Origin of the sequence: Microcystis sp. M31BS1 (assembly GCF_020245285.1) — a bacterium.
In the GTDB taxonomy this organism is placed as follows: Bacteria; Cyanobacteriota; Cyanobacteriia; order Cyanobacteriales; family Microcystaceae; genus Microcystis; species Microcystis panniformis.
The window spans coordinates 1-26,394 of sequence record NZ_JADBVE010000244.1; the positions used below are offsets into that span (position 1 = coordinate 1).

The 26,394-nt window shown below is 42.8% G+C and carries 28 protein-coding genes; 10 read left to right on the forward strand and 18 right to left on the reverse strand.

Annotation, left to right across the window (positions count from 1 at the left end; genetic code table 11):
• Positions 1-601 precede the first annotated feature (601 nt).
• The 5 genes from hpsN to IM509_RS14375 all read left to right on the forward strand — a co-directional run bounded on the left by hpsN (position 602) and on the right by IM509_RS14375 (position 4,363).
• Positions 602-1,597, forward strand: a complete 996-nt coding sequence (hpsN, locus tag IM509_RS14355) for a hormogonium polysaccharide biosynthesis glycosyltransferase HpsN (RefSeq protein WP_052276940.1) — start codon at positions 602-604, stop codon at positions 1,595-1,597.
• Entirely contained in the window at positions 1,594-2,763 is a 1,170-nt protein-coding gene (gene hpsO / locus IM509_RS14360; protein ID WP_052276941.1) for a hormogonium polysaccharide biosynthesis glycosyltransferase HpsO, read from the forward strand. Before hpsN ends, hpsO begins: the two co-directional genes overlap by 4 nt.
• A gap of 126 nt (positions 2,764-2,889) precedes the next feature.
• On the forward strand, positions 2,890-3,474 hold the full coding sequence (locus tag IM509_RS14365) for a sigma-70 family RNA polymerase sigma factor (protein WP_002788823.1): 585 nt from the start codon (positions 2,890-2,892) through the stop codon (positions 3,472-3,474).
• Complete coding sequence (locus IM509_RS14370; protein ID WP_052276942.1) at positions 3,474-3,848, forward strand: hypothetical protein; 375 nt, start codon at positions 3,474-3,476, stop codon at positions 3,846-3,848. The genes IM509_RS14365 and IM509_RS14370 overlap by 1 nt, the downstream gene beginning before the upstream one ends.
• Before the next feature lie 20 nt (positions 3,849-3,868).
• Positions 3,869-4,363: a Spy/CpxP family protein refolding chaperone gene (locus tag IM509_RS14375; protein WP_052276943.1), complete on the forward strand. Its 495-nt coding sequence runs from the start codon at positions 3,869-3,871 to the stop codon at positions 4,361-4,363.
• Positions 4,364-4,464: 101 nt separating this feature from the next.
• On the opposite strand, the gene IM509_RS14380 is transcribed toward IM509_RS14375, so the two are convergent.
• Positions 4,465-5,616: an NAD-dependent epimerase/dehydratase family protein gene (locus IM509_RS14380; RefSeq protein WP_052276944.1), complete on the reverse strand. Its 1,152-nt coding sequence runs from the start codon at positions 5,614-5,616 to the stop codon at positions 4,465-4,467.
• Positions 5,617-5,926: 310 nt separating this feature from the next.
• Positions 5,927-6,082 (reverse strand): hypothetical protein, encoded by a 156-nt coding sequence (locus tag IM509_RS14385; protein WP_287717078.1) that lies wholly within the window; start codon positions 6,080-6,082, stop codon positions 5,927-5,929.
• Positions 6,083-6,173: 91 nt separating this feature from the next.
• Here IM509_RS14385 and IM509_RS14390 point away from each other — a divergent pair, with 91 nt between their 5' ends.
• Complete coding sequence (locus IM509_RS14390) at positions 6,174-8,024, forward strand: polysaccharide deacetylase family protein (RefSeq protein WP_052276945.1); 1,851 nt, start codon at positions 6,174-6,176, stop codon at positions 8,022-8,024.
• Between the two features lie 162 nt (positions 8,025-8,186).
• Here IM509_RS14390 and IM509_RS14395 read toward each other — a convergent pair whose 3' ends face one another.
• Complete coding sequence (locus tag IM509_RS14395; protein ID WP_052276946.1) at positions 8,187-8,603, reverse strand: hypothetical protein; 417 nt, start codon at positions 8,601-8,603, stop codon at positions 8,187-8,189.
• Positions 8,600-8,827 (reverse strand): hypothetical protein, encoded by a 228-nt coding sequence (locus IM509_RS14400; RefSeq protein WP_249264888.1) that lies wholly within the window; start codon positions 8,825-8,827, stop codon positions 8,600-8,602. The genes IM509_RS14395 and IM509_RS14400 overlap by 4 nt, the downstream gene beginning before the upstream one ends.
• Positions 8,828-9,036: 209 nt before the next feature.
• Here IM509_RS14400 and IM509_RS14405 point away from each other — a divergent pair, with 209 nt between their 5' ends.
• Entirely contained in the window at positions 9,037-9,729 is a 693-nt protein-coding gene (locus tag IM509_RS14405; RefSeq protein WP_052276947.1) for a Uma2 family endonuclease, read from the forward strand.
• Here IM509_RS14405 and IM509_RS14410 read toward each other — a convergent pair.
• From IM509_RS14410 to IM509_RS14455, 10 genes are all read right to left on the reverse strand, one after another.
• Complete coding sequence (locus IM509_RS14410; RefSeq protein WP_002781173.1) at positions 9,726-10,505, reverse strand: DUF1350 family protein; 780 nt, start codon at positions 10,503-10,505, stop codon at positions 9,726-9,728. The genes IM509_RS14405 and IM509_RS14410 overlap by 4 nt on opposite strands.
• A 161-nt stretch (positions 10,506-10,666) precedes the next feature.
• A complete protein-coding gene (locus IM509_RS14415) occupies positions 10,667-11,215 on the reverse strand; it encodes a response regulator (RefSeq protein ID WP_002788834.1) in 549 nt (182 codons plus the stop codon).
• A gap of 253 nt (positions 11,216-11,468) precedes the next feature.
• On the reverse strand, positions 11,469-13,241 hold the full coding sequence (locus IM509_RS14420) for a S8 family peptidase (RefSeq protein ID WP_185236922.1): 1,773 nt from the start codon (positions 13,239-13,241) through the stop codon (positions 11,469-11,471).
• 134 nt (positions 13,242-13,375) lie between these two features.
• Positions 13,376-13,810 (reverse strand): VOC family protein, encoded by a 435-nt coding sequence (locus IM509_RS14425; protein WP_052276949.1) that lies wholly within the window; start codon positions 13,808-13,810, stop codon positions 13,376-13,378.
• 231 nt (positions 13,811-14,041) lie between these two features.
• Positions 14,042-15,397, reverse strand: coding sequence for a 5-histidylcysteine sulfoxide synthase (ovoA, locus tag IM509_RS14430; protein WP_185236921.1), 1,356 nt, complete (start codon positions 15,395-15,397; stop codon positions 14,042-14,044).
• A 40-nt stretch (positions 15,398-15,437) separates the two neighbouring features.
• Positions 15,438-16,448, reverse strand: coding sequence for an L-histidine N(alpha)-methyltransferase (gene egtD / locus IM509_RS14435; RefSeq protein WP_185236920.1), 1,011 nt, complete (start codon positions 16,446-16,448; stop codon positions 15,438-15,440).
• 230 nt (positions 16,449-16,678) lie between these two features.
• On the reverse strand, positions 16,679-16,963 hold the full coding sequence (locus tag IM509_RS14440; protein ID WP_002788842.1) for a DUF7734 family protein: 285 nt from the start codon (positions 16,961-16,963) through the stop codon (positions 16,679-16,681).
• A 32-nt stretch (positions 16,964-16,995) separates the two neighbouring features.
• Positions 16,996-17,589 carry a DUF3177 family protein gene (locus tag IM509_RS14445; RefSeq protein WP_002770135.1) on the reverse strand — a complete coding sequence of 198 codons (594 nt, stop codon included), beginning with the start codon at positions 17,587-17,589 and terminating at the stop codon, positions 16,996-16,998.
• 173 nt (positions 17,590-17,762) lie between these two features.
• The gene (locus tag IM509_RS14450) at positions 17,763-17,987 is read right to left on the reverse strand and encodes a Calvin cycle protein CP12 (protein WP_002788843.1); all 225 of its coding nucleotides are present in this window, start codon (positions 17,985-17,987) and stop codon (positions 17,763-17,765) included.
• Positions 17,988-18,363: 376 nt separating this feature from the next.
• Positions 18,364-18,687 carry a hypothetical protein gene (locus IM509_RS14455; RefSeq protein WP_052276952.1) on the reverse strand — a complete coding sequence of 108 codons (324 nt, stop codon included), beginning with the start codon at positions 18,685-18,687 and terminating at the stop codon, positions 18,364-18,366.
• Positions 18,688-18,920: 233 nt separating this feature from the next.
• Between IM509_RS14455 and IM509_RS14460 the strand changes: the two genes are divergently transcribed.
• Positions 18,921-19,049 (forward strand): element excision factor XisI family protein, encoded by a 129-nt coding sequence (locus IM509_RS14460; protein ID WP_002770124.1) that lies wholly within the window; start codon positions 18,921-18,923, stop codon positions 19,047-19,049.
• Positions 19,050-19,061: 12 nt separating this feature from the next.
• Complete coding sequence (mutL, locus tag IM509_RS14465) at positions 19,062-20,714, forward strand: DNA mismatch repair endonuclease MutL (RefSeq protein ID WP_052276953.1); 1,653 nt, start codon at positions 19,062-19,064, stop codon at positions 20,712-20,714.
• 147 nt (positions 20,715-20,861) lie between these two features.
• Here mutL and IM509_RS14470 read toward each other — a convergent pair whose 3' ends face one another.
• Positions 20,862-21,968 (reverse strand): sensor histidine kinase, encoded by a 1,107-nt coding sequence (locus tag IM509_RS14470; RefSeq protein WP_052276954.1) that lies wholly within the window; start codon positions 21,966-21,968, stop codon positions 20,862-20,864.
• Between the two features lie 576 nt (positions 21,969-22,544).
• On the opposite strand from IM509_RS14470, the gene IM509_RS14475 reads away from it, so the two are divergent.
• Entirely contained in the window at positions 22,545-22,961 is a 417-nt protein-coding gene (locus IM509_RS14475) for a DUF1816 domain-containing protein (RefSeq protein WP_185236919.1), read from the forward strand.
• A gap of 26 nt (positions 22,962-22,987) precedes the next feature.
• Here the strand turns inward: IM509_RS14475 and IM509_RS14480 are convergent, their stop codons facing one another.
• The 3 genes from IM509_RS14480 to IM509_RS14490 form a co-directional block, all read right to left on the reverse strand.
• The gene (locus IM509_RS14480) at positions 22,988-23,182 is read right to left on the reverse strand and encodes a hypothetical protein (protein WP_004159306.1); all 195 of its coding nucleotides are present in this window, start codon (positions 23,180-23,182) and stop codon (positions 22,988-22,990) included.
• Positions 23,183-23,593: 411 nt separating this feature from the next.
• Positions 23,594-25,255: an NAD(P)H-quinone oxidoreductase subunit 4 gene (locus IM509_RS14485; RefSeq protein WP_052276955.1), complete on the reverse strand. Its 1,662-nt coding sequence runs from the start codon at positions 25,253-25,255 to the stop codon at positions 23,594-23,596.
• Between the two features lie 123 nt (positions 25,256-25,378).
• A complete protein-coding gene (locus tag IM509_RS14490; RefSeq protein WP_002788859.1) occupies positions 25,379-26,080 on the reverse strand; it encodes an ABC transporter ATP-binding protein in 702 nt (233 codons plus the stop codon).
• Positions 26,081-26,394 lie beyond the last annotated feature (314 nt).

Consider the following 26,394-nt stretch of genomic DNA (forward strand, 5'->3'; position numbering starts at 1 on the left):
GTTATCAGTTATCAGTTATCAGTTATCAGTTATCAGTTATCAGTTATCAGTTATCAGTTATCAGTTATCAGACTCTTCTGGTTTCTGTGTGGAAACGAGGTCTATACTGATAGTTTCTTCCGCAAAATAGTCCTAAAAGTTTTGCCCAATAAGCACTTCAGGGTTCCATAAGCAAAAATTATCACACAAAGTCGAGAAGAGCCGTTATCAGTTATCAGTTATCAGTTATCAGTTATCAGTTATCAGATGTGAGTTTTTAAGTGTGCGGTATTAAATAAGTACCTAAACAAAATTAATTACACATCTAAGCTCTCAGCCGTCAGCCTTTTGCTGTGAGTAAACAGTGAACTGAAAACTCAAATCCGATCCCTAATAGCTGTATCGGAGTCTCCCGTCTCGGAGTCTCCTGTATCGGAGTCTCCTGTATCGGAGTCTCCTGTATCGGAGTCTCCCGTCTCGGAGTCTCGACTAGGAAATTAATTTTGCACGACTACTTAGAAGTTTTCTACTGTCTTTTTACTGATTACTGATTACTGTTTACTGATTACTGATTACTGATTACTGATTACTGTTTACTGATTACTGTTTGCTGTTTACTGCTATGAATTTTCCCTTGATTTCTGTCATCATACCCACCTATCGACGCGAAGAGCCTCTTAAAGATACTCTCGATGACCTGCTCAAACAAGATTATCCCGATTTTGAGGTGTTAGTTATCGACCAAACCGCTACCCATAGCCCTGAAATACAATCCTATCTAGAAAATCTGGCTAATCAGCACAAAATTAGCTGGTATCGGCTAGATTGGGCGAGTTTACCCGGTGCCAGAAATTATGGAGTCCGTCGCGCCCAGGGCGATATCGTTCTTTTTATTGATGATGATGTGCGGCTACCGGATAATTATCTCAAAGCACATAGTGAGAATTTTGTCAAGAACCCTGAGATAGGTGTAGTGGCCGGTCGGGTATTCGATCGCATGAAATTAGGTGACTCCCAAAAAATGGTGACAGATACCGGCAAACCCTACGAAATCGACTTTTTACCCCCCCAAGCGATGGATCCGGGCATTGCTTGGTATTACATCGATCTTGTCCACACCACTAAACCCCAGCAGGTAATCTCGGCCCGGGGCTGTAATATGTCTTTTAGAAAGGATATATTTACGAAATATGGCATTTGGTTCGATGAACGCTTTCGTGGCAGTGCCGTGCGCGAGGAATCGGATTTTTGCTTAAGGTTACGCCGGACTCCCTATCATGTCTGGTACGATCCCACCGCTTATCTGGTTCATTTAGGGGAAGAAACCGGCGGCTGTCATGATATTAGCACTCGTTCTCTGAGTTATCAGACGACTTTTTATCATAATCACTTTCTGATGGCCCTGAAAAATCTCACTCCCGCTCAACAATTGCGACTCTATGCTAAATTATTTGATTGTCACGTTCTTGGCAATCCTCCCTGTAATAAAGGTGGTTCCCCGATTAAAATCCTTTCTAGGGGAATTTTTTATGGTTTAGGTTTTCTGGATGCTCTGAAAACTCAAGTTAAGTCCCTCTGGAATGATGGCCAAATTTATACAAAACTAGATAATCTATGAGAATTTTAGTCGCTAGTCATACATATATAGTTGATCTCAACTGTGAGAAACTGCGCTCCCTGACAAGATTAAATCCCAATATTGAGGTTACTATTGTTGTTCCCCAACGTTGGCAACCGGGAGGAGTCCAAAATAAAATCATTGAAAGTCAACCGAAAATAGCCGATAATTTCCGAGTCATTCCTATCTCTAATTTTAGCCAGAATAACCAATCTTTATTAACTTTTGGCACTGATATAATTCCTTTATTGCAAAAATTTAGACCCGATATTATTCAGGTGGAACAGGGTTCTAAATCTCTCGGTTATGCACAATTTATTACTCTGAACCGTTTCTTAAATCTACGAGCTAAAAATGTATTTTTTACTTGGTGGAATCTTCCCTATACTCCTAAATTTCCCATCTCTTGGTTAGAAGCTTATAACCTGAAAAATACCGATGGTTTAATTGCCGGTAATCAGGACGGAGTAGATGTTTTAAAAGAACGGGGTTACAGGGGTAAATACACCGTTTTACCGCAATTAGGCGTGGATGAAGTTCTTTTTTCCCAAGGCAAGCAACCCGATTTAGCCCGATCTTTAGGCATTGAAAGCGATGAATTTGTGATTGGTTTTATCGGTCGTTTTGTGGAAGAAAAAGGCATTTTAACCTTGATTAAAGCTGTAAATAAATTAACAGGTAAGTGGAAGTTATTACTGTTAGGTCGGGGCATCCTGAAAGATAAAATAGTCAGGGAAGCTACAGCCGCAGGAATAAGCGATCGCTTGATGATAGTGGAAAGTGTTCCCCACGATCAAGTAGTTAATTATATTAACCTGATGAACACTTTAGTTTTGCCTTCAGAAATCACCTATCGGGTCAAAACTTTAACGGCCGTCGGTTGGAAAGAACAATTCGGTCATGTTTTAATTGAAGCTATGGCCTGTCAGGTTCCTGTTATTGGTTCCGATTCAGGAGAAATTCCCTTTGTTATTGCTGATACGGGGTTAATTTTTCCCGAAAAAGATGGGGAAGCACTGGCTAAATCTATACAAATTCTCTTAGATAATCCCAGCTTCGCTCAAGAATTAGGCCAGAGAGGTTATCAGAGAGTAATGACCAATTATACTAATAAAGCCCTCGCTCAAAAACAATTGGATTTCTATCAACAATTACTCCCTCGGTGATCGGGTGTGGGGTGTGGGGTGTGGGGAGAAAAAAGCTGATAACTGATAACTGATAACTGATAACTGGTTATGAACCATTCTTGGCATCCCCTAGTCTAAAGGGACAAGTAGCTAGGGGTGAGGGGAATGATCGAGGTGATAACCGAGAAGCAAACAAGTGTGAGCGATCGAGAGTTAATTTTAAAATGTCAAAGGGGTGATAGGGGTGCTTTTCGTCACCTTTACCGTCTCTATCAACCAAAAATCCGCTCTACTCTCTATCAACTCTGTGGACAGGAATTCCTAGAGGATTTTGTCCAAGAGGTATTTTTAAGAGTGTGGCACGGGTTGCCGAAATTGCGTTCACCTGAATACTTTTCCACTTGGGTTTATCGGATCACCTGGAATGTGGCGATCGATGGTCGGCGACAATTAGCCAAAAGACAAATGAGGATGGCCAAAAGCACTGATCAGGAAAACTCCCTTGATAGCGAATCCCGTCCCCAAGATAGTCCCGATTTGATGCAACTGCATTATGAGGAAGTGGTCCGACAAGGGTTAGAAATTCTCAGTTTAGAACATCGCGCTGTCCTTGTCCTTCACGATCTAGAGGACTTACCCCAAAAGGAAATCGCTCAAATCTTAGAAATTCCCCTCGGTACGGTGAAATCACGTCTTCATTATGCGCGTAAAACCATGGGTCAATTTTTGCAAAAACAAGGAGTTCTCTAATGTCCCCAGAAGATGACAAAGTGGTTAATTTTCTGCGTCGATATCGTCCATCGCTGCCACCTCGACCGATAGATGAAGAAGAACAATTAATGCAAATGATTAGGGGAGAAAGACCGGTAACTTGCCCAAAATTGCTGCCTTTATTGGGGTTGATCACTGGTATTACTGCCTTATCGGCACTGATTTTTGCTTCCTATCGTTGGTCTGATCCTCATCCACAACTGAGCCAAATTTCCGACGAGCAGTTAGAAGCTTTTTTAGTGGAGAGTTGGAACCATAGCATCGCTCCACCGATTGCTGCTCCTAGCGTTTATAGTTCGCCTTGGATGAGCTTAAACGAGCCTCAACTCACCTATTCTACCTATAATCCTTAATTTCTTTGTGGAGATCAATTATGTCCCTTTCTACTGTCTCGATTCTTGGCACGACCATGGCTTTAACTCTGGCCGCTAACCTGGCCCCAAGTGCCACTGTACTATCCTATCCCCACGATGGTCTATTTATTGCTCAAACTAGCTCTCCCCAGCGTCCTGAGAGTCGTCGAGTGAATAATTCTCGAGAAAGACTAATCGAACAATTAAACCTTACCGATGACCAAAAGTCGAAAATTGCCGCTATTGGTCAGAAATACCGGGGACAAATGCAAAAATTGCGAGAAACCATGAGAAGCAACCAACAAGAATTAAATAGTTTATTATCGAATAATGCCTCTGATCGAGAGGTCCGTTCTAAACATCAGCAAATATCTCGGAATCGCCAAGAAATGAGTAACCTGCAATTTGAAAGTTTTTTGGAAATTCGCCAAGTGTTAACTCCCGCTCAAAGAACGGAATTTTCCCAGTTAATGCAGCAACGTCGCTCTAATTCCCGCAATCGCGGACGACAATAATTCCCATCAGTGCGGATTAAGATCGAGTTTGATGCCGATACATTAGAAAAACGGAAAGGATGGGTTACTTGCCCATCCTCAACTTATCATTGACTAATAAATTATCGTTTCCAAGTGACCTTTGGTAGGATATGATTCATATCTACCCGATTTTTATACTTGGTGGCGAAGTTCAAGAGGGAATCGAGGAGAGAATCGGAGAGATAGTGAGGTTGTAGGCCTAGATCGAGTAATTTTGTGTTTTTAGCGTTAAAATAATGTTCCTCTAACTCGATGCGCGGGTTGTCAAGATTGTTAATCTCCACATTTAACCCTAACGCAGAACCAGCTTTTTTCACCATCAGTGCCAAGTCACCGACGCTAAACAGTTCGGTAAATTGGTTAAAAACGCGAAATTCCCCCGATTGAGCAGGATTAGCGATCGCTAATTCCAAACAACGCACGGTATCGCGGATATCTAAAAATCCTCGCGTTTGACCACCTTTACCGTACACTGTCAGGGGATGACCGATCGCCGCTTGAATACAAAAACGGTTTAAAGCAGTGCCAAAAACCCCATCGTAATCGAGACGGTTAATTAACATCTCATCCATTCCTGTCTCTTCGGTGAGGACTCCATAAACCACCCCTTGATTGAGATCTGTAGCTTTTAAACCCCACATCCGACAGGCAAAATGGATATTATGGCTATCGTGGACTTTGCTGAGATGGTACATACTACCGGGCTGTTTGGGATAGGGTAAAGTATCCTTACGACCGTTATGTTCGATCGTGATGTAGCCTTCTTCAATATCTATATTAGGTGTGCCATACTCACCCATGGTTCCCAGTTTTACTAGGTGCGCTTCGGGAAATTCCTCTTTCATCGCGTAGAGGATGTTTAAATTGCCAACCACGTTGTTAACTTGGGTTAAAACCGCGTGTTCGCGATCAATCATGGAGAAGGGTGCAGATCTCTGTTCTCCAAAGTGAACAATGGTGTCTGGTTGAAACTGTCGCAGGGATTGAATCAAAAAGTCGTAGTCATTAATATCCCCGACAAAAAGATCGATCGATTTTCCCGTTAGATCTTGCCAGCGTTGAATCCGATCAGATATGGGTGCGATCGGTGTTAAGGTATCGCAGCCTAATTGTAAGTCCCAATAGCGACGAACTAAACTATCAAGTATGCCTACTTCGTAACCTCTATTTGATAGATGGAGTGCCGTTGCCCAACCACAATAGCCGTCTCCGCCAATAACCAAAACTCTCATACAATATCTGTAAAGTTTATATACTCGTCTTTGGTAACTCTAGCAGTTTTGTGTCACGCTTTACCAGCTTAATCCCCCTGAACATAGCGGGGGTGTAGGGTGTGGGGTGTGGGGTGTGGGGTGATGGGGAAATGGGGAAATGGGGTGTAGGGTGTGGGGTGTAGGGTGTGGGGTGTAGGGTGTGGGGTGTGGGGTGTGGGGTGTGGGGTGATGGGGAAATGGGGAAATGGGGAAATAGGGAGAATCAATAAAGGTAGTCTATTGACAACTGCTCACTGATTACCACTGTCCACTGAAAACTCAAATCTGCTCACTGATGACTGATAACTGATAACTGATAACTGCTCACTGATAACTGATAACTGATAACTGATGAGGGTGTTCTAGAAAACTTGACAAGGGAACGGATTACAGGGAAACTCAGCTTGTAATCAGTGGGCTTTGCTGACGAGAAAACAAAAGCCAAAAATCTAGATAAAAGGCAGTTTTTTCGGTAACTCAGGGCCTATCTGCTTTTTACTTTTTACTTTTTACTTTTCACTTTATTACTTGATCTTATGCGTTGGCAAGCTCGGCAAAAATCTTCCTTTTCTTTCCTTCCCCTATACGGATTTTTGGCATTTATCGTCACTTGTCTGATTATTTGGGCAATTTCTCTCTATCCTCGTTCTAATGCTCTGGTGGGGGGTGATTCTCTCCCCGCACCTTTTAGGGAGTTTCAACTGGAATGCGCGGATTATGTCCGAGAAAATAGTTCTTTTAAGGATATATCGAGAGTTTTTGATTGTAAAACCTATAAAAACCTATCCGATCGCGTGATTGTTCCCCTATCTCTCCAAAAAAACGATATTAGTCTCGATAATTGGCCAAATAACTCGGCAACAGCGATCGAATTAGCCCCCTGGCCGGAAATTCATCCCCGCGCTCAAGAGACAAAAGTACCGATTTTAATGTATCACGACATTTTACCGGAAAAAGAGGTATTCTTTGACGTTACCCCCGCCGAATTAGAGGCACATTTTCAGTTTTTGCAGGAAATCGGGGCAACTCCTATCAGTATCGATTGGTTAATTTCCCATCTGCGGACAGGGATCCCCCTTCCCGATAAACCGGTTTTATTGACTTTTGATGATGGTTATGGGGGACATTACCAGTATGTCTATCCTTTATTGAGAAAATATAACTATCCTGCTGTTTTCTCGATTTATATCAATAAAATGACTCAAAAAACTGGCAGAACCAGTGTCACTTGGCAACAACTCCAGGAAATGGCCGCCGATCCTCTAGTACAGATTGTCTCCCATAGTGTTAGTCATCCCCGGGATTTAAGATTATTGTCCGATGCAGATTTGGAGCAAGAAGTCAAGCAATCGAAACAAATCTTAGAAAAAGAATTGGGCATTCCGATTAATTATTTCACCTATCCGGAAGGGAAGGCGGACGATCGAGTGAAGGAATTCGTCAAAAAAGCGGGTTATCGGGCGGCTTTATCGATGAATGACCTCGATGAGCATTTTGCGGGACAATCCCCCGATTTACTCACGATTGGACGCTTTGGGCAATCACGCACGCGAGAAGTTGTACCGCAAGCTTGGGGGGGTGATCCCTTACCCCGTAGGGATGGCGGTTTTAACTTTGCCACCACCATCCAAAAACGGGAAGTGGAATTTCCAACCAATACACTTGTATTGATTAGTGGCGGGATTCCCAAAACCATCCACGCTGATAGTCGTTATCAAGTGGAGGAAATTATCGCCAGTACAGAAGCGATCGCAGCCGTGGATGGCGGTTTTTTCTCTCTCAAGGAATTGGACTCAAATCAGATGATCGGTCCGGTTTTAAGCCAAAATGGCGGCTTTATCCCGGGATATGAGGGAGAAATCGACAAGTTAGAGGGTCGTCCTTTAGTAATCATTACCGATCAATGGGTGCGTTATCTTCCCTTTGATCGGGCCCGTCATAATACCCTAGAAGGAATCGCAGCGGAGGCTGGAGATGATCTCAAGGTTACGGATGCTTTTGTCGCGGCCGCTTGGTTAGTCAAAGATGGACAACCACAACCGCGGGAATCCTTTGGTACACTTTACGGTTTTGATGCCCTGCGTCACCGGGCTTTTTGGGGGATTAATCAGGCAGGACAGCCAGTTATCGGGGTTTCCAGAGAGCCGATCGATTCGATGGCTTTGGGAGAATTATTAGTACAGGCAGGTTTTCGGGACGCAGTGATGTTAGACTCAGGAGCAAGCACCTCCCTCGCTTATCAAGGTCAATCGCAAGTGCATTATACTCCCCGTCCCGTTCCCCACGTTGTCGCTTTATTTCCCCCCACAGAAACCTATATTGTTCCCATTAGTCATGTGGGGATTCCCTGCGTAATTTTCACCGATTCCTGTGCTGCGGGGAGTTAGGTTAGCACTAAGCTAAGACGCATTTTAACCGCCTATCCTTAGATTAGCTGAATCTCCCCCACCCCCCCCTTGCCCCCCCGACGTCGGGGCGGCAAGGGTAGGGTGTTGAATATACGGGAAAATCAAGGAAAATAAATCATGCACTTTTTCTGTCAAAATTTGTCAGGAGGAAAAAACAACTTTTCTTTTAGAAAGAGTGGATTGTCCAAAAACTTGCTCTTGCCAAATATTAACATCCTTCGACCTGATAGTTTCCAACGCCTCTTTAATCAAATTGACAGTGAAATCGGTAGTTACTAGCACTATTGTTAAAACCATAACCCCCAGTTCGTTTATAGGACATCTTTGCGAAAAAAGCTTATACTTACCAAAGATATATTCAATGACATCGGAAGTTCCCAGAAATATCTCACCTTCTGGGATAGTAGAAGTTTGTTCTAATAAATAACGCTGTATTTTCTGGTAAATAGGGATAATACTTTCGGGAAGGTAAGACTGGGGAAAAAGCTTATCCCATTGAGATAAAGATGTTTGAGTTAACCCCTCATGTTTGATTTGAGCTTCAAGACTTCCGGTCATAGCCAAGATGGTAGCCCAGACAGGGAGAGAATCTTGATTGATAGTCTAGGAGCCAGTCCAAAGACCCTATCTAAGTTAAAATAACGAGATTTTGTCCGTTGACAAGGCGGCATTAAAAACAATAATTCGGTTTGTTGTATCTCTTGACGACACTGATGACATTTTTTGACAAATGACTGATATTGTTCATCTTTTTCCAGTTCTGACTTTAAAATCAATGCCATCTGATGAGTTACCTCATAAGTGTGAGCAACTTCTGGATTTTTCTCCTAATATAATTGGATTCCTCTGTATAAATCCCTGCCGTGGTCGGACACTATTTGTCGAGGAGTTCCCATCTTATTTGTTACTTGTTCTAACACTGCCGCTATCAATTCTCCCTTTGTTGATGTCATAATCTCTAGTTATAGTTATTACGCTAGGGAGTAGAACGATGATCAAGGCGATATCTTTCTCTGGGTCGGAGATTATCTATCCCGATAGTGATGGTAAACCGATGGCCGATAATACCAAACAGTTTCGCTGGATTGTGACGATCAAGGAAAATCTCGAATGTTTATTCGCAGACAATGACAATGTGTTTATCGCCGGCGATCTGTTGTGGTATCCGGTCGAGGGGGATAATAAAACCTGTCAAGCGCCGGATGCTATGGTGGTGTTTGGCAGACCCAAGGGCGATCGAGGTTCCTATAAGCAATGGTTAGAAAACCAGATTGCGCCGCAGGTGGTCTTTGAAATTCTCTCTCCGGGCAACACTAAAGCGGAAATGCGCCGAAAATGGCAATTTTATCAGCGTTTTGGCGTAGAAGAATATTATCTCTATGATCCCGATGCTAATTATCTACAGGGTTGGTGGCGAAGGGGTGATCAATTGGAGATGATTGCCGCGATCGATAATTGGCAGAGTCCGCTTCTACAGATTCGTTTTCAACTGGAGAGTCCCCAGTTAGCTATTTTTTATCCCGATGGCTCGCGGTTTTTGACCACCCTAGAAATCAAGCAAAAAGCGGAATTAGCCGAACAGCAAGCCCAACAGGAACGTCAACGGGCCGAATTAGCTGAGGCAAAATTAGCCCGCTTAGAGGCGCAATTACGGGCCCTGGGGATTAATCTAGAGGAAAGCTAACGAGAGGCGGGAAGGACGGGATTTAACCACTGGAGAATCTCATCTTTGAGACGGGAATTATCCCGGGCAAGTCCCTGTTTTAACCATTGGCCGATCGCATCGAGGGGAGTAAATACTTCTCCGGTTTGCCAACTGACATCTTGACTCAAGGGAGTGAGATGATTGCCCGGGAGAGTTCGCAGGGCAATTAAATCATTAAAACGTTTTTTTAGCAGGGGATTTAATACCAGAGATTGATCGATCGTGTCGTCTTGAAAACGGATTAAAAGATTGCGACGAATGGCATAATCTTGGAAAATTAACTCGTTTGTTTCTTCGGGGGAAGGGGTAAATTCGAGGTTAAAAGTGGTGTCAATTTGCAAAGGTTCGATAAAGGGAATAGCCCGACGAATGGGATAATTATTAAAGGAAATGAGGATATTTCCTTCCCGTTCCACTTCGTAGAGACTACCGATTAATAAATGTAGTTTACACCCCATACTGTGACCCAATCCGTAGATGGGGAGATAACCTTGGGGCAGACTATGATTCCAGCGCAGACGTTCAATAATATTATCAAAACGGTTTAAAACTGTGCGGGCGATCGATTTGTGATCGAGGGTATTAACAAAGGGAGTCGCGACAATAGCGTATCCTGAATTCCCAAGACTTTCTAATAACCAACGATAGGTAATATTCGGGGCTGCCGCTACAAATGCCCCACCTAAAAAGTGAATGATACCCCGGGGACGACGGGGGAGAAAAACCCAATTACCCGCTATTTCTTGCCAATTCATAATTAGTTATCAGTTAATTAATAACTTAGTCACTCACCAAATAAAGACTACCTCATATTATACTAAATCCTGTTTAAAACGGATAGGAGATTAGCCCGAGATTTGCCCGCCGGATAAGGATAACTGCTTGCCCAAGTTATAAAAAATCGGGATGAATAGTTCTAGGGCAGTTTTTTCTTAATAAAAGCCACTAATTGAGACATTTGTTTCTTCATAGTTTCCATTTCTGTTTGCATTTGGGCAATTTGGGACTGGAGAGTCTGAATATCGGTGCCATAATCCCCGGTGAGTTCCTCTAGTTTCGGGCTAAAAACTGTTGGTTTCGGAGAATATTGTTTGGCCTTAGCCATCGCTTCTTTAATCGCTTGTACCAATTGTTTTTGGTCGAAAGGCTTCTCAATAAAGGCAAAATGCGGGAAAGGTTCGGGGATTTTCTCTACTACCTCCTCTTTCCGTCCCGACATTAACACTAGGGGGATACTTTTGAGATTATCTTCGGTTTGGATTTGCTGAAACACCTCCCAACCGCTCATTTTCGGGAGAAGGAAGTCCAAAATAATCAAATTCGGGTTTTCGGTACGGATGAGATGATAGCCCTCTAATCCGTCTTTAGCTTCGAGTAATTCAAAGTTACCCTCTGGTAACATATCGCGAACGTGCATCCTGATCACTTTACTGTCATCGATAACGAGAATTTTATGATTTGACACGATAGACACCTTAGACAAGAAATAGATAAGCTCGATGATTCGAGGGGGTATTGGGGGAAACTTTCGGGATACGGATTGAGAATTCCCAAAAAACCCCTAGAAACTAACATACATCATAAAGAAAAAACCTCGGTTAATGTCCGAGGCTGCTGTTGTAGGAGAACTCAATGCAAAACAAAAGGAAGATACCAAAACCAAAAAGGTTTTGAACGGTAAATCACCTTTGTTGTCCCATTGTAACCCCTGTTTAAGCTTATCGGGAGGAAGTAGCACTTTTTAGGGCTAAATAACCTAAACCGAGACATAAAAGCGCATTTACGCCCAAAAATGCCTGAGCGATCGTACCAGAACCTAACCAGATCAGAGTAGGATGGATAACAGCACTGATACCTAAAGTCACCGCCATAGCTAAAGATACCCCCACTGCTAACCATTTTGCACGGGGATGACCCAAAAGCAGAGCAATCAGGACAAAGGGCAGGATAACACTGGCAAAAAGCGGATTAAGGGCAGAACTTCCCTGAATAACACCTCCTAGGTCGGAAAGAGAACTCCCCATCACTCGGAAAGGCCATTGAGGTAAATCGAAGATATAAAGACCTCTGAGGAAAAATAAGCCAGAACTGCCAAAAATTAGACCAGCATTCAAAAATCCGTTCCAGGAGAAGGGAAAATAACTTCTTAGCCACCAAGCAAGAAGATAAGAACCCAAAACCATGGCCATTTTGGGCAAAACCGCCACCGCGCCGCCATCAATCCAGAAACGGGGATTGAGATAACCGTTATCGCGCAACCAACGCCAAAAATCCCGGAAAGTAATCTGTCCTTTCAGGGCCAATTGTAGAGCATTGCCCGCGTCTAATTGTCCGGCGCCAAAATGATTAAAGGGATCATCATTGATCTTACGGGCTGACTGTTGCAAAACCTCTAAAACTGCATTGGGTTCTTTAATTCCCGCAGCCTTGATTAAAGCTACCACCCCAGCAACGTGAGGGGCCGCCATGCTGGTTCCCTGAAAACCGAGGAACGCCGGTTCACCCCCTTTAGCGGGATCGATGGTTTCTTGGATAATTTTACCCGTATCGGAGCCGCCGGGGGCAGCAATATCGATTCCGGCCCCGAAATTAGAATAGGGGGCCTTATTTCCGGAGGCATCTACCGCAGAAACGCCGATAACGTGCGGAAAACGGGCGGGATAGGCGGCGGAATTATCATCGGCATTACCGGCAGCGGCGACGATTACCACACCTTTACTATAGGCGTATTCGATCGCCTCTTTCATTACTTGGGTTTCGCCTCCACCCCCTAAACTCATATTGATGACATCGGCTTTATTATCGACGGCAAAACGGATCGCTTCGGCAATATCTCCCACGGTTCCCCCACCCGTCCCGGAAAGCACCTTGAGGGGCATAATTTTGGCTTTGTAGGCGATGCCAGCTACCCCGTAGTTATTATTGGTCGATTGGGCAATTGTTCCCGCTACATGGGTTCCGTGACCGTTATCGTCCTCGGAATTGCTGCGATCATTGACGAAGTCGTAGCCTTCCACAAACTCGGTTTCTCGCAGATCGGGAACTTTTGATACACCTGTATCAATGACGGCGACGGTGATTCCTTCACCGTGATTTTCTTCCCAAGCGCGTTCGATGTTAATTCCCCGCAGGTTCCACTGTTTGCTATAGTCGGGGTCATTGGGGGCGATAAAAGCATGATAAATATAATCGGGTTCGATCGATTCAGTGTATTTTTTTAGGTCGGAATTGCGGAGAGTTTTCAGAAGTTTGCTATCTCCATCGACGATGTAAAGATGTTCATCGATGGAAAAGATACTATTTAAACTGGTGGGGGTTCCCGCTTTTTTGTTGATAGCATTTAACTGCTCATCGAGTACGCTGACGGGTATATCGTCTTTAAAGTCGATCAAAATTGATTGATATTCGCCCCGATTTGCTAATCCAGTAAAGTTAAATAGAGCAAATCCTAGACCGATAACGAATAGGGTTAACAATAAAATTTTTTTCATAGATTTCCTAAGAATTTATCATTGCAAGGCAAGGTTTTTTTAGTTTCGATGAGAGAATCTGAGGGAAGTTCCCCTATTTTTGTCGCAGTTGAAGATAGGACTAACCAGTCACAAAAAGTCACCTGTTGTTTATTTTAAGCTCGATCGCCGATCGCTGTTAATTGCCGACTGGCAAAAATAGCTTCGTAGTGGCGATAATGTTTAAATTCGAGGAGATTATAGAAAGGATCCTCTAGGAAAAAGGTTTTATGTTCGGTTATCTCCCCAGTAAAGCGAGTTTTTGGTTCTAGATAAAATTTTAGTTGATTGACTCGTGCTTGTGCGAGAAGATTGTCCCAATCCCTGGCATCCGGCAGAATTAGACCAAAATGGCGAGGATAAATGCTATTTTGGGGAGTAAGAGGCATTTCGGTGACGTGAGCGACCACCTGATGACCATAGAAATTTAAGATAATCGCTTTCTCGGTTTCCCTTCCCGCTAAACAACCTAAACCATCACAGTAAAAGCTTTTAGCGGTGGACACATCGGTAATCGGAATAGCGAGATGAAAAATTGCAGGTTGATTCATGGCGATCGAGTTTATCCGCATTCTACTAGGTTCCATTGTAGCGATCGAGGGGCGACCCTTCCGGGAATTTTTTTTAATTGGCAATTACCTAGAATTGGCCCGATAAATCTCAAGATATCAAAAAGTGCTGGCCCTTGGAGTAATCGGGGGGGAAATTTTAGGCACTTTTTCCCTGAAAATTAGGTAATCGACCCCCTGAAAATGGGTAAAACCCCAAACCCCACACCCCACCTAAAGACTTTGCGCGATTCTAAAACCAGCGTGTTGATAAAAATTCCGGCGAAACCAATTGCGATAGTAGGGTAGGATTTCTGTGCCGTTAGTCACCCAAGCTCCTCCTAACATCATTTTATGTTGACTATTAAAGAAAGGAGTGGAATTGTCAGCATAGAGGTAATGGGGTTGAAAGTCAGTTAAGGGATTAAAATCATCTTCTAGCCATTCCCAGACGTTACCGCGTAAATCATAAATTTCTGAGTTATTGCCAGCATTTTTTAACATTCCCACGGGAGTGGGAGAACAGAATTTTAAATTGAGGTTATAGTCCTCAAAGTTATCGTTTTCTAGGGTATAACATCGATTTTTTTGACTGCCATAGGTGACTAAATTCCACTCAGCTTCCGTCATCAAACGTATTCCTTGACCTTGAAAACGACAGTAGGCGATCGCTTCATAATAGTTCACTTCTACCGGCCAATCAAGCGGTAAATCAAGAACATCAAACATGGCTCGATATTGATAATTTCCGCGCTCATCTACCAGCCAAAATTTAGGATATTTGACTCGATAATGATTTTTCCATTGCCAAGCTTCCTCATCCCAATAGCTAGGATTTTCGTAGCCACCATTATGGACAAATTCTTTAAATTCTCCATTGGTAATCATATATTTACTCACCAGAAAATTGTTAACTTTAACTTGCCGATAACCATACTCATTATCCCAACCATAAATAGGAGAATCTTGGGGTTTACCAATTTCTACTATTCCCCCAGAAACCTCCACCATTTGATTAGGACTAGCTTGACCAAAAGAAGGAGCATAATGCCAACCGGGAGGACGTTGCAGACAATCTAGAGGCAGTTGTCTGAGTAACATTGAAGAGGTTTCAAAGTGAACACGCTGATGCTCAATTCCCATCATTAATGACCAGAGAGAATGCCGAGGATGAATAGGAAGATTGAGGGGGATATTTTTAATTATTTCGACCACAATTTCATAGACTTGTTGTCGATATTCCCAAACTTTAGCCACCCCAGACCACTGAATCTGAGCGATAGCAGAGTTTAATTCTTCAGGAGTTGCCGGATCTACCCCCACTCCAAACAATAATTCGTAGTCAGGATTAGGGCTTTTTTTTAATAGGTTAACCAGCTGCAATTTATTCAGATAAAAAGCGGCAGCATGACCTAAATAAAAGATGAGGGGATTTCTTAAATCGTCAGGGTTACAATAAAAAGCTTCTTCTTTGATGATGCTTTTTAACAGCATATCTTCTAATTGCCAAGCATTTTCAAAATAGTCTAGTATATTTTCTCGACTACAGTTACTTAGAGAGATAGGAGCCTGTGCTTGAATCTTTTCCATGTTTTTGTGCCTCTATTACTGATGATAATGTTTTCGTTAATTACAGGGATAACTGACAGAGAATTAACCCGAATAAATTTTCAGGATCGGTGAAAACCTTGAGCGGTTTTAATCCCTTTGATTCTAGGTCTTTTTGCATAGTTTCTAGGTTAAATTTACGGGAAATTTCTGTTAAAATACTCTCCGATGCTTGAAAATTAACTGTTAAATCGAGTTTTTTAAGATGAACAGGGTGAGTTTTTTGACAAATTAAATACATTTCAATTTGAGATTGATCTTGATTATAGATAGCTTGATGACTAAATAAATCAAGATTAAAATCAGCTTGAAAACGCCAATTTAAATGGGAAAGCATATTTAAATTAAAAGCGGCTGTCACCCCTTGGGCATCATTATAAGCTGCTTCTAAAATTGCTGATGGTTTTTGCAGATCAATCCCTAATAAAAAATAATCTCCAGCTTTTAAGACAGTGGCAATTTCTTCTAAAAAATTATCACATTCAGCCGCAGAAAAATTACCGATCGAACTTCCCAAGAAAAAAATCATTCTGGTATTATCAGAAGCATTTTTATAGTAGGCTAAGGCCTGTTCATAGGTTCCAATTAAACCCTGAATTTGTAAATTAGGATATTCTTTTTGTAATTCTATGGCACTAGCTTTGAGAATAGTTTCACTAACATCGATAGGTACATATTTAGAGGATTTTTGCTGCTGATAATAAGCGTCCAACAACAGACGAGTTTTAGTGGAACTACCACTACCTAATTCGACCAATTCGCAGGCCCCTGTATAGGCGACAATTTCTTGAGCATATTCTTGGAGAATAGCCGCTTCTGTCCTAGTGGGATAGTATTCTAGCAATTGACAGATTTCTTCAAAAAGTTGTGAACCTTGCCGATCATAAAAATATTTAGATGGTAAACTTTTGGGGGTTTTAGTTAATCCTTCAATCACATCTTTGCCATCATCTTTAACCATGTTTTGTCCCGTGGCACCGGTGGCTAAATACTCAATTTGTAACAGTTCTTGGTTAGATTGTTTAAGTTGCATAGATTCTCCAGATTATTCTCCAGTTTTTTGATTGTTCTCGATCGATACCGAGGATGAAATCCACTTTGACAGCTTGAATACTGGCAGAGATTATCATTCCCCGGTAATCTTACCACTAAAAGGCCGCAAAATTTACCTCTTGTCTAGATAGACAAAGTTTATGGATGGTAAATAAAAGCTGTTAAATCCATCGAGATGAGTGCTGATGTTATCTAAGTAAAATTACTGGTTTAATTAATCAGTAAAGACTGCATTTCCTCTAAGGTAAGATTTTCTTGAATGTAGCGAGGTTTAAGGGGATGATAGGGACTAGCAAGACGATCTATCTTAATAATTCTAGCAGTTTCAGGAATGATCGGAATATCGGGATCGTAGGGAGTGCTGCGGGTAAGGGAACTAGAAAAACCTTTAAAAATAGAGATTTCTTCCTCCTCCCCATCCACAGCAATAGTCACTAATAAAACCTCGTGGGGATTTTTGAGGGTGTATTGTTCGAGTTGTTGACCAATATTCATAGAAAAATGGCTAATCATCGATAGCTAAAAACTTACTGTTGTAAAGCTGAACGTCCCTGTTTGCCAAGGCGAATAAGAAGAAAATGGGCAAAATAGAGAGTATAAAAAGAGAGGCCAACTAAACCAAAAAAGCCCAAAACATTAGCGGTAGCTTCTGAATGAAAAATCTCGCGAAACTGCCAGGGTGCTTCCTGCCAAACCTGACAATAGGGAGAATTTAGCAATTCCCCTGACATAGCACAGGAGAGAAAAGGTAAGGTAGAAATTGCGCCCAAAGGACAATAAATCGTTACTGCCCAACGCCAAGCAGTGGTGACAAATTTAATCGGACTGGCGGGTAAATCTTTAATTTCATCGTTAATATCCACCCAAAACCAGAGGGAAATCGGGATTAAAATCTTAGCTAAAAAACTGGTGACAAAACCAATCGGCCAGGAAGCGATCATTAAATATACGGTAATTAACAAAAGACTAGCCACTCGCCAATAGATAATCAACAATTTTTGTAATGATTCGATTTTTGCAAATAAAGACCAAATTAACAAAATTGCCGGAATAATCACCGTAAATAGGACGGCTAAACGATAATCTATCCAAACGAGAGGACGAAACCAAAGTTGATTCATAAATTATTTAGACAATTACACTGTCAACATTTTACTGTCTTCCGACGCGGGAGCCAAAATCGGTCACAGCTTGACCAACAAACCAAAAAACGAGAGGCGATCTCTTTATAGTTGAGATCGCCCTAAAGCTAGGATTCTACTGTGAGGAGAGAAAAAACTGCTGCCTGACTGGATTAATCTTCATAAAGGCGACACTCGGCGGCATCGGGATTATCAGCACAATACTTTTCAAAGTAGGTTTTTTGGGGATGGTCTTGACGTTGGTGAGCAGCTTCTGCTTGTAATTCTTCCACCGCATCCCAAGCGGCGGCACATTCACCAGAGGTGGAACCTTCTATACTACAGACGGCTCTGGCATTTTCTAGCTCTTCTTGAATTTTATCCTGGATATTGCTCATGATTCCTCTGGAATTGATCTATTGATACTCTAACAATTATACAGTCACCTTCTCAAACCACAGGATCGGTTATCCCACTTGATCGCCTTTCCTGTGCTATGAAGCCGATCCTAGCGCAATTTTTGGGGAATTTAACATCAAGATTTCCTGACGGGGCCAATTTTTAGCCCAGATTTCGCACTAGAGAAATGCCAGAGGGATTTCTCCCCGGCATAGACAGCGAGCAGAACCATATATCGACTTATTTAGGCCGTCTTACACCAAATCCGTTTTTAATAGTATGATTAACTGCCAAGTTATCGATTGTTTTTCCCCGCTCCAGTGCTTTGGCACTCACCTACTCTCCTATACCTTTTACACAGGATTTAGTATCATTCTAGGGACTAGGGGAAAAAGACTGTTTTGCTGCAATAGTCAGCATTCCTGTCACCAAAATGCCGACAATGCTAAGGAATCCAATGGTCGTAATGTTGACTCGTGCGTTAAGATCGTCAACCCGCTTTTCTAGTCCCATAACTTTGGCATCTAAGGCCTTAATATCTCCTTTAATTTCTCCTAGACTGTTCTCGATCGCCTTCTGTCCATTTTCTAGGTTTGTCAGTCGGGACTCGATCACTGTCAGTCGGGACTCGATCGCTTTCTGTCCGCTAACGATTAAATCTTCTAACCTTTTCAGATCATTCTCGGTAACTGCTGTCATCAGTGACAATCCTCTTATAGTTGAATTTTTGCCAGTCTCCTAATCAATACTCTATCAATATTTTCTCGGTCGGGGACTCTTTCAAACAGTAATTGGCAAAAATCAGATTCCCTACTGAGAGAGCCTAGTGATCCCGTCAAAACTGAAACAGTTTTTGATTCGGTTACGGGGACAGCAGCGCGCGCATTTAGGGCTGTATAATTGCCGTTGATATTATTAACAATAAAATCTGGGTGCAGCAGGACGGCACGGTAGCAGCGATTGGCGATAAATTGGTAGCTAGGGGAGTCCCCAAACAAGACATCGTTTTAGCTTACCATGGGCCCCCTGTGCGACAATATACCGAGTTTGCCCTTGGCTAAAACCATTAATTGATGACTTTGCCCATACAAGTTTTACCCCAAGACGTAATCGATTTAATTGCCGCAGGAGAGGTAATCGACTCTTTAGGCGCTGTGGTGCGAGAATTAGTCGAAAATGCCATTGATGCGGGGGCAGATAGGATTACCATCGATATATTTCCCCAAAACTGGCGAATACAAGTATCGGATAACGGCAGGGGAATGTCTAGAGAAGATTTGCAACTGTGTAGCTATGCCCACAGTACCAGCAAAATCCGCCAACGGGACGATCTTTGGCAGATTACCAGTCTCGGATTCCGTGGTGAAGCTTTGCACAGTATCGCACAGGTGGCGCATCTGCGGGTTGCCAGTCGCCATGACGATGATTTGGGTTGTTATTGTCTTTACAATCACCAAGGCGAGCCGGATAATTTAGAAACGATTCCTATAGCTATCGGCACTATCGTGACGGTAGAGAATCTCTTTGGTAACTTTCCTGTGCGTCGTCAAGCTTTACCGTCAATTAACAAACAATTAAAGGATATACAGACTTTAATTCATAATTTTGCTCTCTGTCATCCCCAAATTACTTGGCAGGTTTTCCAAGATCATCAAGATTGGTTACGCATTAGTCCGGGTAAGGATGCCAGTCAAATATTACCGCAATTAGTTAAATCTCTGCATTTTAACGATTTAGCATCGCTAAAACTTGACTTGACGACTCCTGACGCAGAATCTGCTCAAATTGAATTAGTCATTGGTTTGCCCGATCGCATTTCTCGCCATCAACCAGATTGGGTTAGAATTGCTGTTAATGGGCGAATGGTGCGCTCATCGGAGTTAGAACAGGCAACATTTGAAGCTTTCGCTCGCACAGTCCCTAAAGATCGCTATCCCGTTTGCTTTCTCCATCTACATCTTAACCCTCGTTCGATCGATTGGAATCGTCACCCAGCCAAAGCGGAAATATACCTGCATAACCTCATTTTTTGGCAAGAACAGATAATTTCAGCCATAGACAAGGCGTTAGGACTAAATCCCGAACATATACCCGAAAAAGCGCAAAATCAGCGCGTCAGTCAAATTCTCAAGGCTGCCGAAGAAAAAAGCACCTATACAATAGGGGAGAAATCCCCGAAAAATCGGCTGGAATTAAAGGCAGTAGCCCAAATTCACCAAACTTACATAGTTGCCGAACATCCTCACGGATTATGGTTAGTCGAACAACATATTGCCCATGAGCGGGTTTTGTACGAACGTTTAGAGGATAACTGGGAAATCGTGCCGTTAGATACTCCGATCATCTTAAATCAGTTAACTACTCGACAAATCGAACAATTACAACGTTTAGGATTAGAAGTTGCTAGTTTTGGCGATCGCTCTTGGGCAATTCGTAGTATTCCTGTTCTACTAAAAGAACGGGAGGATCGGGCTGATGCTTTACTAGAATTAAGTTTAGGGGGGGATTTACAAACCGCTCAGGTGGCTACCGCTTGCCGGAGTGCTATCCGCAACGGTACAGCTTTGAGTTTAGAAGAAATGCAGAATTTACTCGATGATTGGCAAAATACCCGTAATCCCCGCACCTGTCCCCACGGAAGACCGATTTACTTATCCTTAGAAGAAACTTCGCTCGCTCGCTTCTTCCGTCGTCATTGGGTAATCGGCAAAAGTCACGGCATTTAATCAGTTATCAGGAGTCTCCGAGTCTCCGAGTCAGGAGTCGGGAGATAGGGTGATAGGGTGATAGGGATTTAGGGGTTTAGGGAAATTTCAGCCAAATGCTCCACTTCCCCAGTTCCCCAGTTCCCCACTTCCCCACTTCCCCATCTCTCAATTGGCCGATATTGCTAGGGAAAAACGGAAAGTGCTGCCTTTACCTAATTGACTTTCCACCTCGATTTGACTTTGGTGTAATTCCACTAAACGACGGGTAATCGCTAAACCAATACCACTACCCCCAGAATAACGGGAACGAGAACGATCGGCCCGCCAAAAGCGCTCGAAAATAAAGGGTAAATCCTCGGCTGCGATGCCGATTCCCGTATCGATAACGGCAATTTGTAGGTGGTTTTTGTCCCTTGTCACTTGCAGGGTAATTGCACCATTATCAGTGTAACGAATGGCATTACCGAGCAGATTAACTAAGATTTGTTCCAGGCGATCGGGATCGGCCATGACAGCTGGTAAATTGGGGGGACAATCTAACTGTAAAGTCGGTCCATCTTCTAATAATTGATCGGCAAATTTTTCGATGAGAGAATTTAACAAAGGTAATAAATTAACAGGTTGCAGTTTAATCGAGAGATAACCAGATTCCGCTTGCGATATCTCCTGTAGATCGTGGGTTAAACGTTCTAACCTGCGGGTTTCTTTCACTAATTTCTGATAAAGTTCTGGATTAGGTTTGATCGCACCATCGGCTAATTCTTCTAAATATCCCCGTACCACGGTTAAGGGTGTGCGTAATTCGTGGGTAAGATCACCGATTAATTCCCGGCGCCTTTTTTCCACATCGGCTAAACTAATCGCCATCTGATTAAAACTGATGGCTAATTGATTTAATTCGGGGATTTCGCTTTCTGGAACTCGCGCCGATAAATCCCCTTCAGCAAAATTTTTAGTGATTTGTTTCATTTGTTTTACCGGTTTCATAATGCGTTGAGAAACCAAAAAACTTAGATAACCAGCTGCGCTTCCTCCGGCAATGAATGACCAAACAGCACTACTATCCCAAGCTGTCTCAAAACCCCTAACCAAGAAAGTTCTCGCTGATCGCACGGTAAAAAATCCCTGCCTTTCTAACTGTTCTAAACGCAAAACAAACATTCGCGGAGAAGATAATTTAGCAATGATAATAAAGCTACTCAATCCCACCACCATAACGAGGAGATGGGATAAAAATAATCTGGTTCCTAAGCTTAATTTTGGTGGCTGCATATTTGTTTAAAAACTCTATTTGTTGTCAATATTATTGAGAGACTGCTGCATAAATATAAAAACCTTTTTGGCTAATATCTTTTGGTCTTTTTGAAATCAAAAAGTGCCAGCCATTGGATTGTTCGGTGGGAAAATTTAGGGACTTTTTCCCTGAAAATTAGGTAATTCGCCAATTCAAAAATGGGGAAACCCCTACACCCTACACCCCACACCCTACCCCTAGGAAAAACTTTTTGCCGCAAACCCTATTGACAGGGTTTCTCATAAAGATGAAGTATAAGAGGATTTGGCATCGACCACCGACTCCAAAAAACAAAAACTTTGTACCTCACCATTAAGATAACGGCCATATATCCAGCTACAGCATCATAAAGAACTCTATCGGGTTCTTCTTGTTGAAGAATCTCTCGTCAAGCTATGCTGTGAGGGGAGAGTAGGTCAAAACCTAACTTTTTGCCGCTCTATGCTATCGTATCAAGATGCGCTACTCTGTTAGGAGATGATTTTGCTTGAGTCATCTGCTCAAAGTAGCGTCTGTTTTTTTAACCCTTACCCCCAAAAGAGAATCTTTTCTGTATGCTAGAGGCTAATAATCAGGGAGAGAATCAAATATTTCTCTATGAAGTTGTTTTTTCCGGTTCTTCTGGCTCTTTGCCTCAACGCTTCTCCCGGACAGTCCTGCGAGTACCTAAAAGCCGCATGAGTCAAGAAACACAGCGCCTCCTGCGCCAAGGTGCCAAGATTCTCAGTATAAGGCCTCTTGACCCAGAAACTGCCCAGATTAAGCCTAGTTTGCCACCTCAACCCTGGTGGATAGAGATCACCACCAGTCAGCCGAAATGTCTCTATTATTTCGGTCCTTTCGAGAGTTTTTCTGAAGCTTTATCCTATCAATCCGGTTATATCGAAGACCTCCAATCGGAATCTGCCCTGGGAATTAACAGCGAAATTAAACAATGTCAGCCAGAGGTTTTAACTCAAGAATATTTTTAATGTATGGTATCTAATTTTACAGATTTTTAGGAATAGTTAGTTTCCTCTTGTTTTCGTTTAATAATGCCTTTACCCTCACAGAATTTACAGGGGACGGATTCATTCTCCGTCTCTAGATAGATTCTTTCTTTGCCCTGGCAGTGGGGACAGATAACTTTTTCTTCCCACCAATAATTCTCTAAAAAAGCCTCATCGGTAATATAGGTAAAATCTTCAAACATTGGCTTGTCCTCTTATCGTTGAGATAGCTTAATCTGGATTCATCTTTCAACCTGAGAAATTGAAAATCACTTTTACCCCCATCGTAAAAAAGATCGGGTTCATTCTTCTTGAAACTTAAATTACTTCATATTTATTTATGTTTATTAATATATAATGAGTGTTCACTATCAATCGGGTGTATCTCATATTTGTGACTTTCTCTCACTTCTGGTGATCAGCAGAAGTTATACTAAATCCGTTTTTAATAGTGTGATTAACTCCCAAGTTATGGATTGTTTCTCCCCGCTCCGGCGCTCCGGCGCTCCCCACTCTCCTATACCTTTTAAACAGGATTTAGTATTATCTCCTCGAAAAAAAATCAGGAGCAGAATTTCTACTCCTGATAACCTATTCACTTTAGACTTGCCAATTTATTGGAGGATGCTGGCAACTTTGGCGCTTACGTCCAGTTGAGTTTCAGCGTAGATATTTTGACGAGTAGCGGCGATTTCTGTGTAAGCTTGACGCACTTCCGAGTTAACTGCCACCGTTTTCACATCGTAGATACGGGTAGCCAGTTGGGGATAGAAACCGATAGCGACAATCAAAGCGAGGAAAGAGACAGCGATAAAGATTTCTCTGGGTTTAGCGTCACTATATTCTGATTCATGAGGGAGGACACAGCTAGTACCAAAACAAACTGCCTGTTCGTTACTTTTGTTGGGGAGAATGTTAGTAATATCGCAGGAAGAACCATCTCCGTAGAAAACTTGACGGAGCATGGAGAGTAGATAAATCGGGGTGAGGATTAAACCAACGGAAGCGAGGAAGACAGTCACAACCCGGAAGGTTTGGCTATAAACGTCACTGCTAGTGACACCGATGAATACAGTAATTTCACTGGCAAAACCGCTCATTCCGGGTAACGCGAGGGAAGCCATGGCGCCGGCAGTAAAGAGAGCGAAGACTTTCGGCATCGCTTGGGCAATCCCACCCATCTCGTTTAAAGCTAAGGTATGGGTGCGGTCATAGGTGACACCAGCAAGGAAGAATAAGACGGCGGCAATTAAACCATGGGAGAGCATTTGTAACATAGCACCGCTAATACCCACATCGGTAAAGGAAGCAATCCCTAAAAGGACGAATCCCATGTGTGAAACCGAGGAATAAGCGAGACGGCGTTTCATGTTTTGTTGACCGAAGGAAGCGAAAGCACCGTAGATAATATTGACGACACCGAGAATCGCTAGAATCGGAGCAAAGTAGATGTGTGCATCGGGTAGAAGCCCCATATTAAGGCGGATTAAACCGTAACCACCCATTTTGAGGAGAACACCAGCGAGAATCATCGATACAGGTGCAGAAGCTTCACCGTGAGCATCGGGGAGCCAAGTATGGAGGGGGAAGATGGCGAGTTTGACCCCGAAAGCGATTAATAAACCAGCGTAAAGGACTAATTCTAAAGCGAGGGGATAATCTTTAAATCCTAATTCCGCCATATCAAAGGTCATCGCACCACCACCGTAAAGGGCCATGGCTAGACCGGCAACGAGGATGAAGATAGAAGCGGCGGCGGTGTAGAGTAAGAATTTAGTGGCGGCATAACGACGTTTTTGACCACCCCAGATGGAAACGAGTAGATAAACGGGAATTAACTCGATTTCCCACATTAAAAAGAATAATAATAAGTCTTGGGCGACGAAAACACCAATCTGAGCGGCGTAGAGCAACAGCATCAGGAAGTAGAATAAACGGGGTTTACGGTCCACTTGCCATGCGGCCAAGATAGAAAGGGTTGTCACCAATCCTGCTAATAAAACTAACGGTGCCGATATACCATCCACCGACACCGCCCAACTTAAACCTATTTGGGGAACCCAATCGATTTTTTCCACTAATTGTAGGTTGGGGTTGCTTAAATCATATTTTTGTAAAAAGACGTAACACATTAATATAAAGTCTGCTAGTCCGACTCCAAGAGCGAACCAACGAACAGTTTTTCCTTCCTTGTCGGGGATTACAGGGATTAGGAAGGAGGCAAGCAAGGGGAGCAAAATGATGGCAGTGAGCCAGGGGAAGTTAGCCGTTAGCATGGCAGTAAGAAAAAATACCTATTTCGTTATGTGTTCATTCTATGCGACTTTGTAAAATTTTGTTAATATTTTTTACCAAGTTTTACTATAGATTTTCTTCAATGATCACCGCACTGTGATTGATCAGCCCAAATAAGCTTGTTTGACTCGCTCATCCTTGAGTAAATCCCCAGCTTCTCCCGCAATAGTCAAGCGTCCCGCTGCCAAAACATAGCCGCGATTGGCAGTTTCTAGGGCTAAATGGGCGTTTTGTTCCACTAACAGGATAGTTACTCCCGATTCATTTAATTTACGGATAATACTGAAGATTTCTCGCACTATCTGCGGCGCTAGTCCTAAACTGGGTTCGTCTAGTAACAATAACTTGGGACGACTCATTAAAGCTCTGGCGATCGCCAGCATCTGCTGTTCCCCACCGCTTAGGGTTCCCGCTAACTGCTCTCGGCGCTCCGATAGTCGGGGAAACAGTTGCCACTGCTCTTCGATATCACTTTTTACTCCTAGGCGATCGCTTCTCGTATAAGCACCTAACTGCAAATTTGTCAAGACTGTTTGACGAGCTAAGATTCTTCTCCCTTCTGGACTATGGGCAATTCCCCGTTTAACGATTTCATGGGGCGGTAAATGGGTAATATCTTGACCCTGATAGATTATTCGCCCCGTCTTTGCTGTTAAAAGCCGAGATATCGTCTTTAGAGTCGTCGTTTTTCCTGCTCCGTTCGCTCCAATCAGGGTGACAATTTCCCCCGTTTCTACCCTTAAACTAACCTGCTGTAATGCCTTTATTCCGCCATAATTAACCGATAAATCGTTAATTTCTAACATAAACCCCGTCAAATCCCAATAGGATCACTATAGCAGTTATCAGTTATCAGTTATCAGTTATCAGTTATCAGTTATCAGTTATCAGTTATCAGTTATCAGTTATCACTGATCAGATGTGAGTTTTTAGTCAGTCCCGATGAAAAAATTTTCACCACCAGAGATGAAAGAGGTTTCCTTCCCTACACCCCACACCCTACACCCTCTTTCAAGTCAGGGATAAGGAGGAAGCCTGAGCATTTGTACTAGATTTTCCCAGAAGCAGATTAACAGTGCTGTCTTTTCACTGATAACTGTTTACTGATAACTGTTTACTG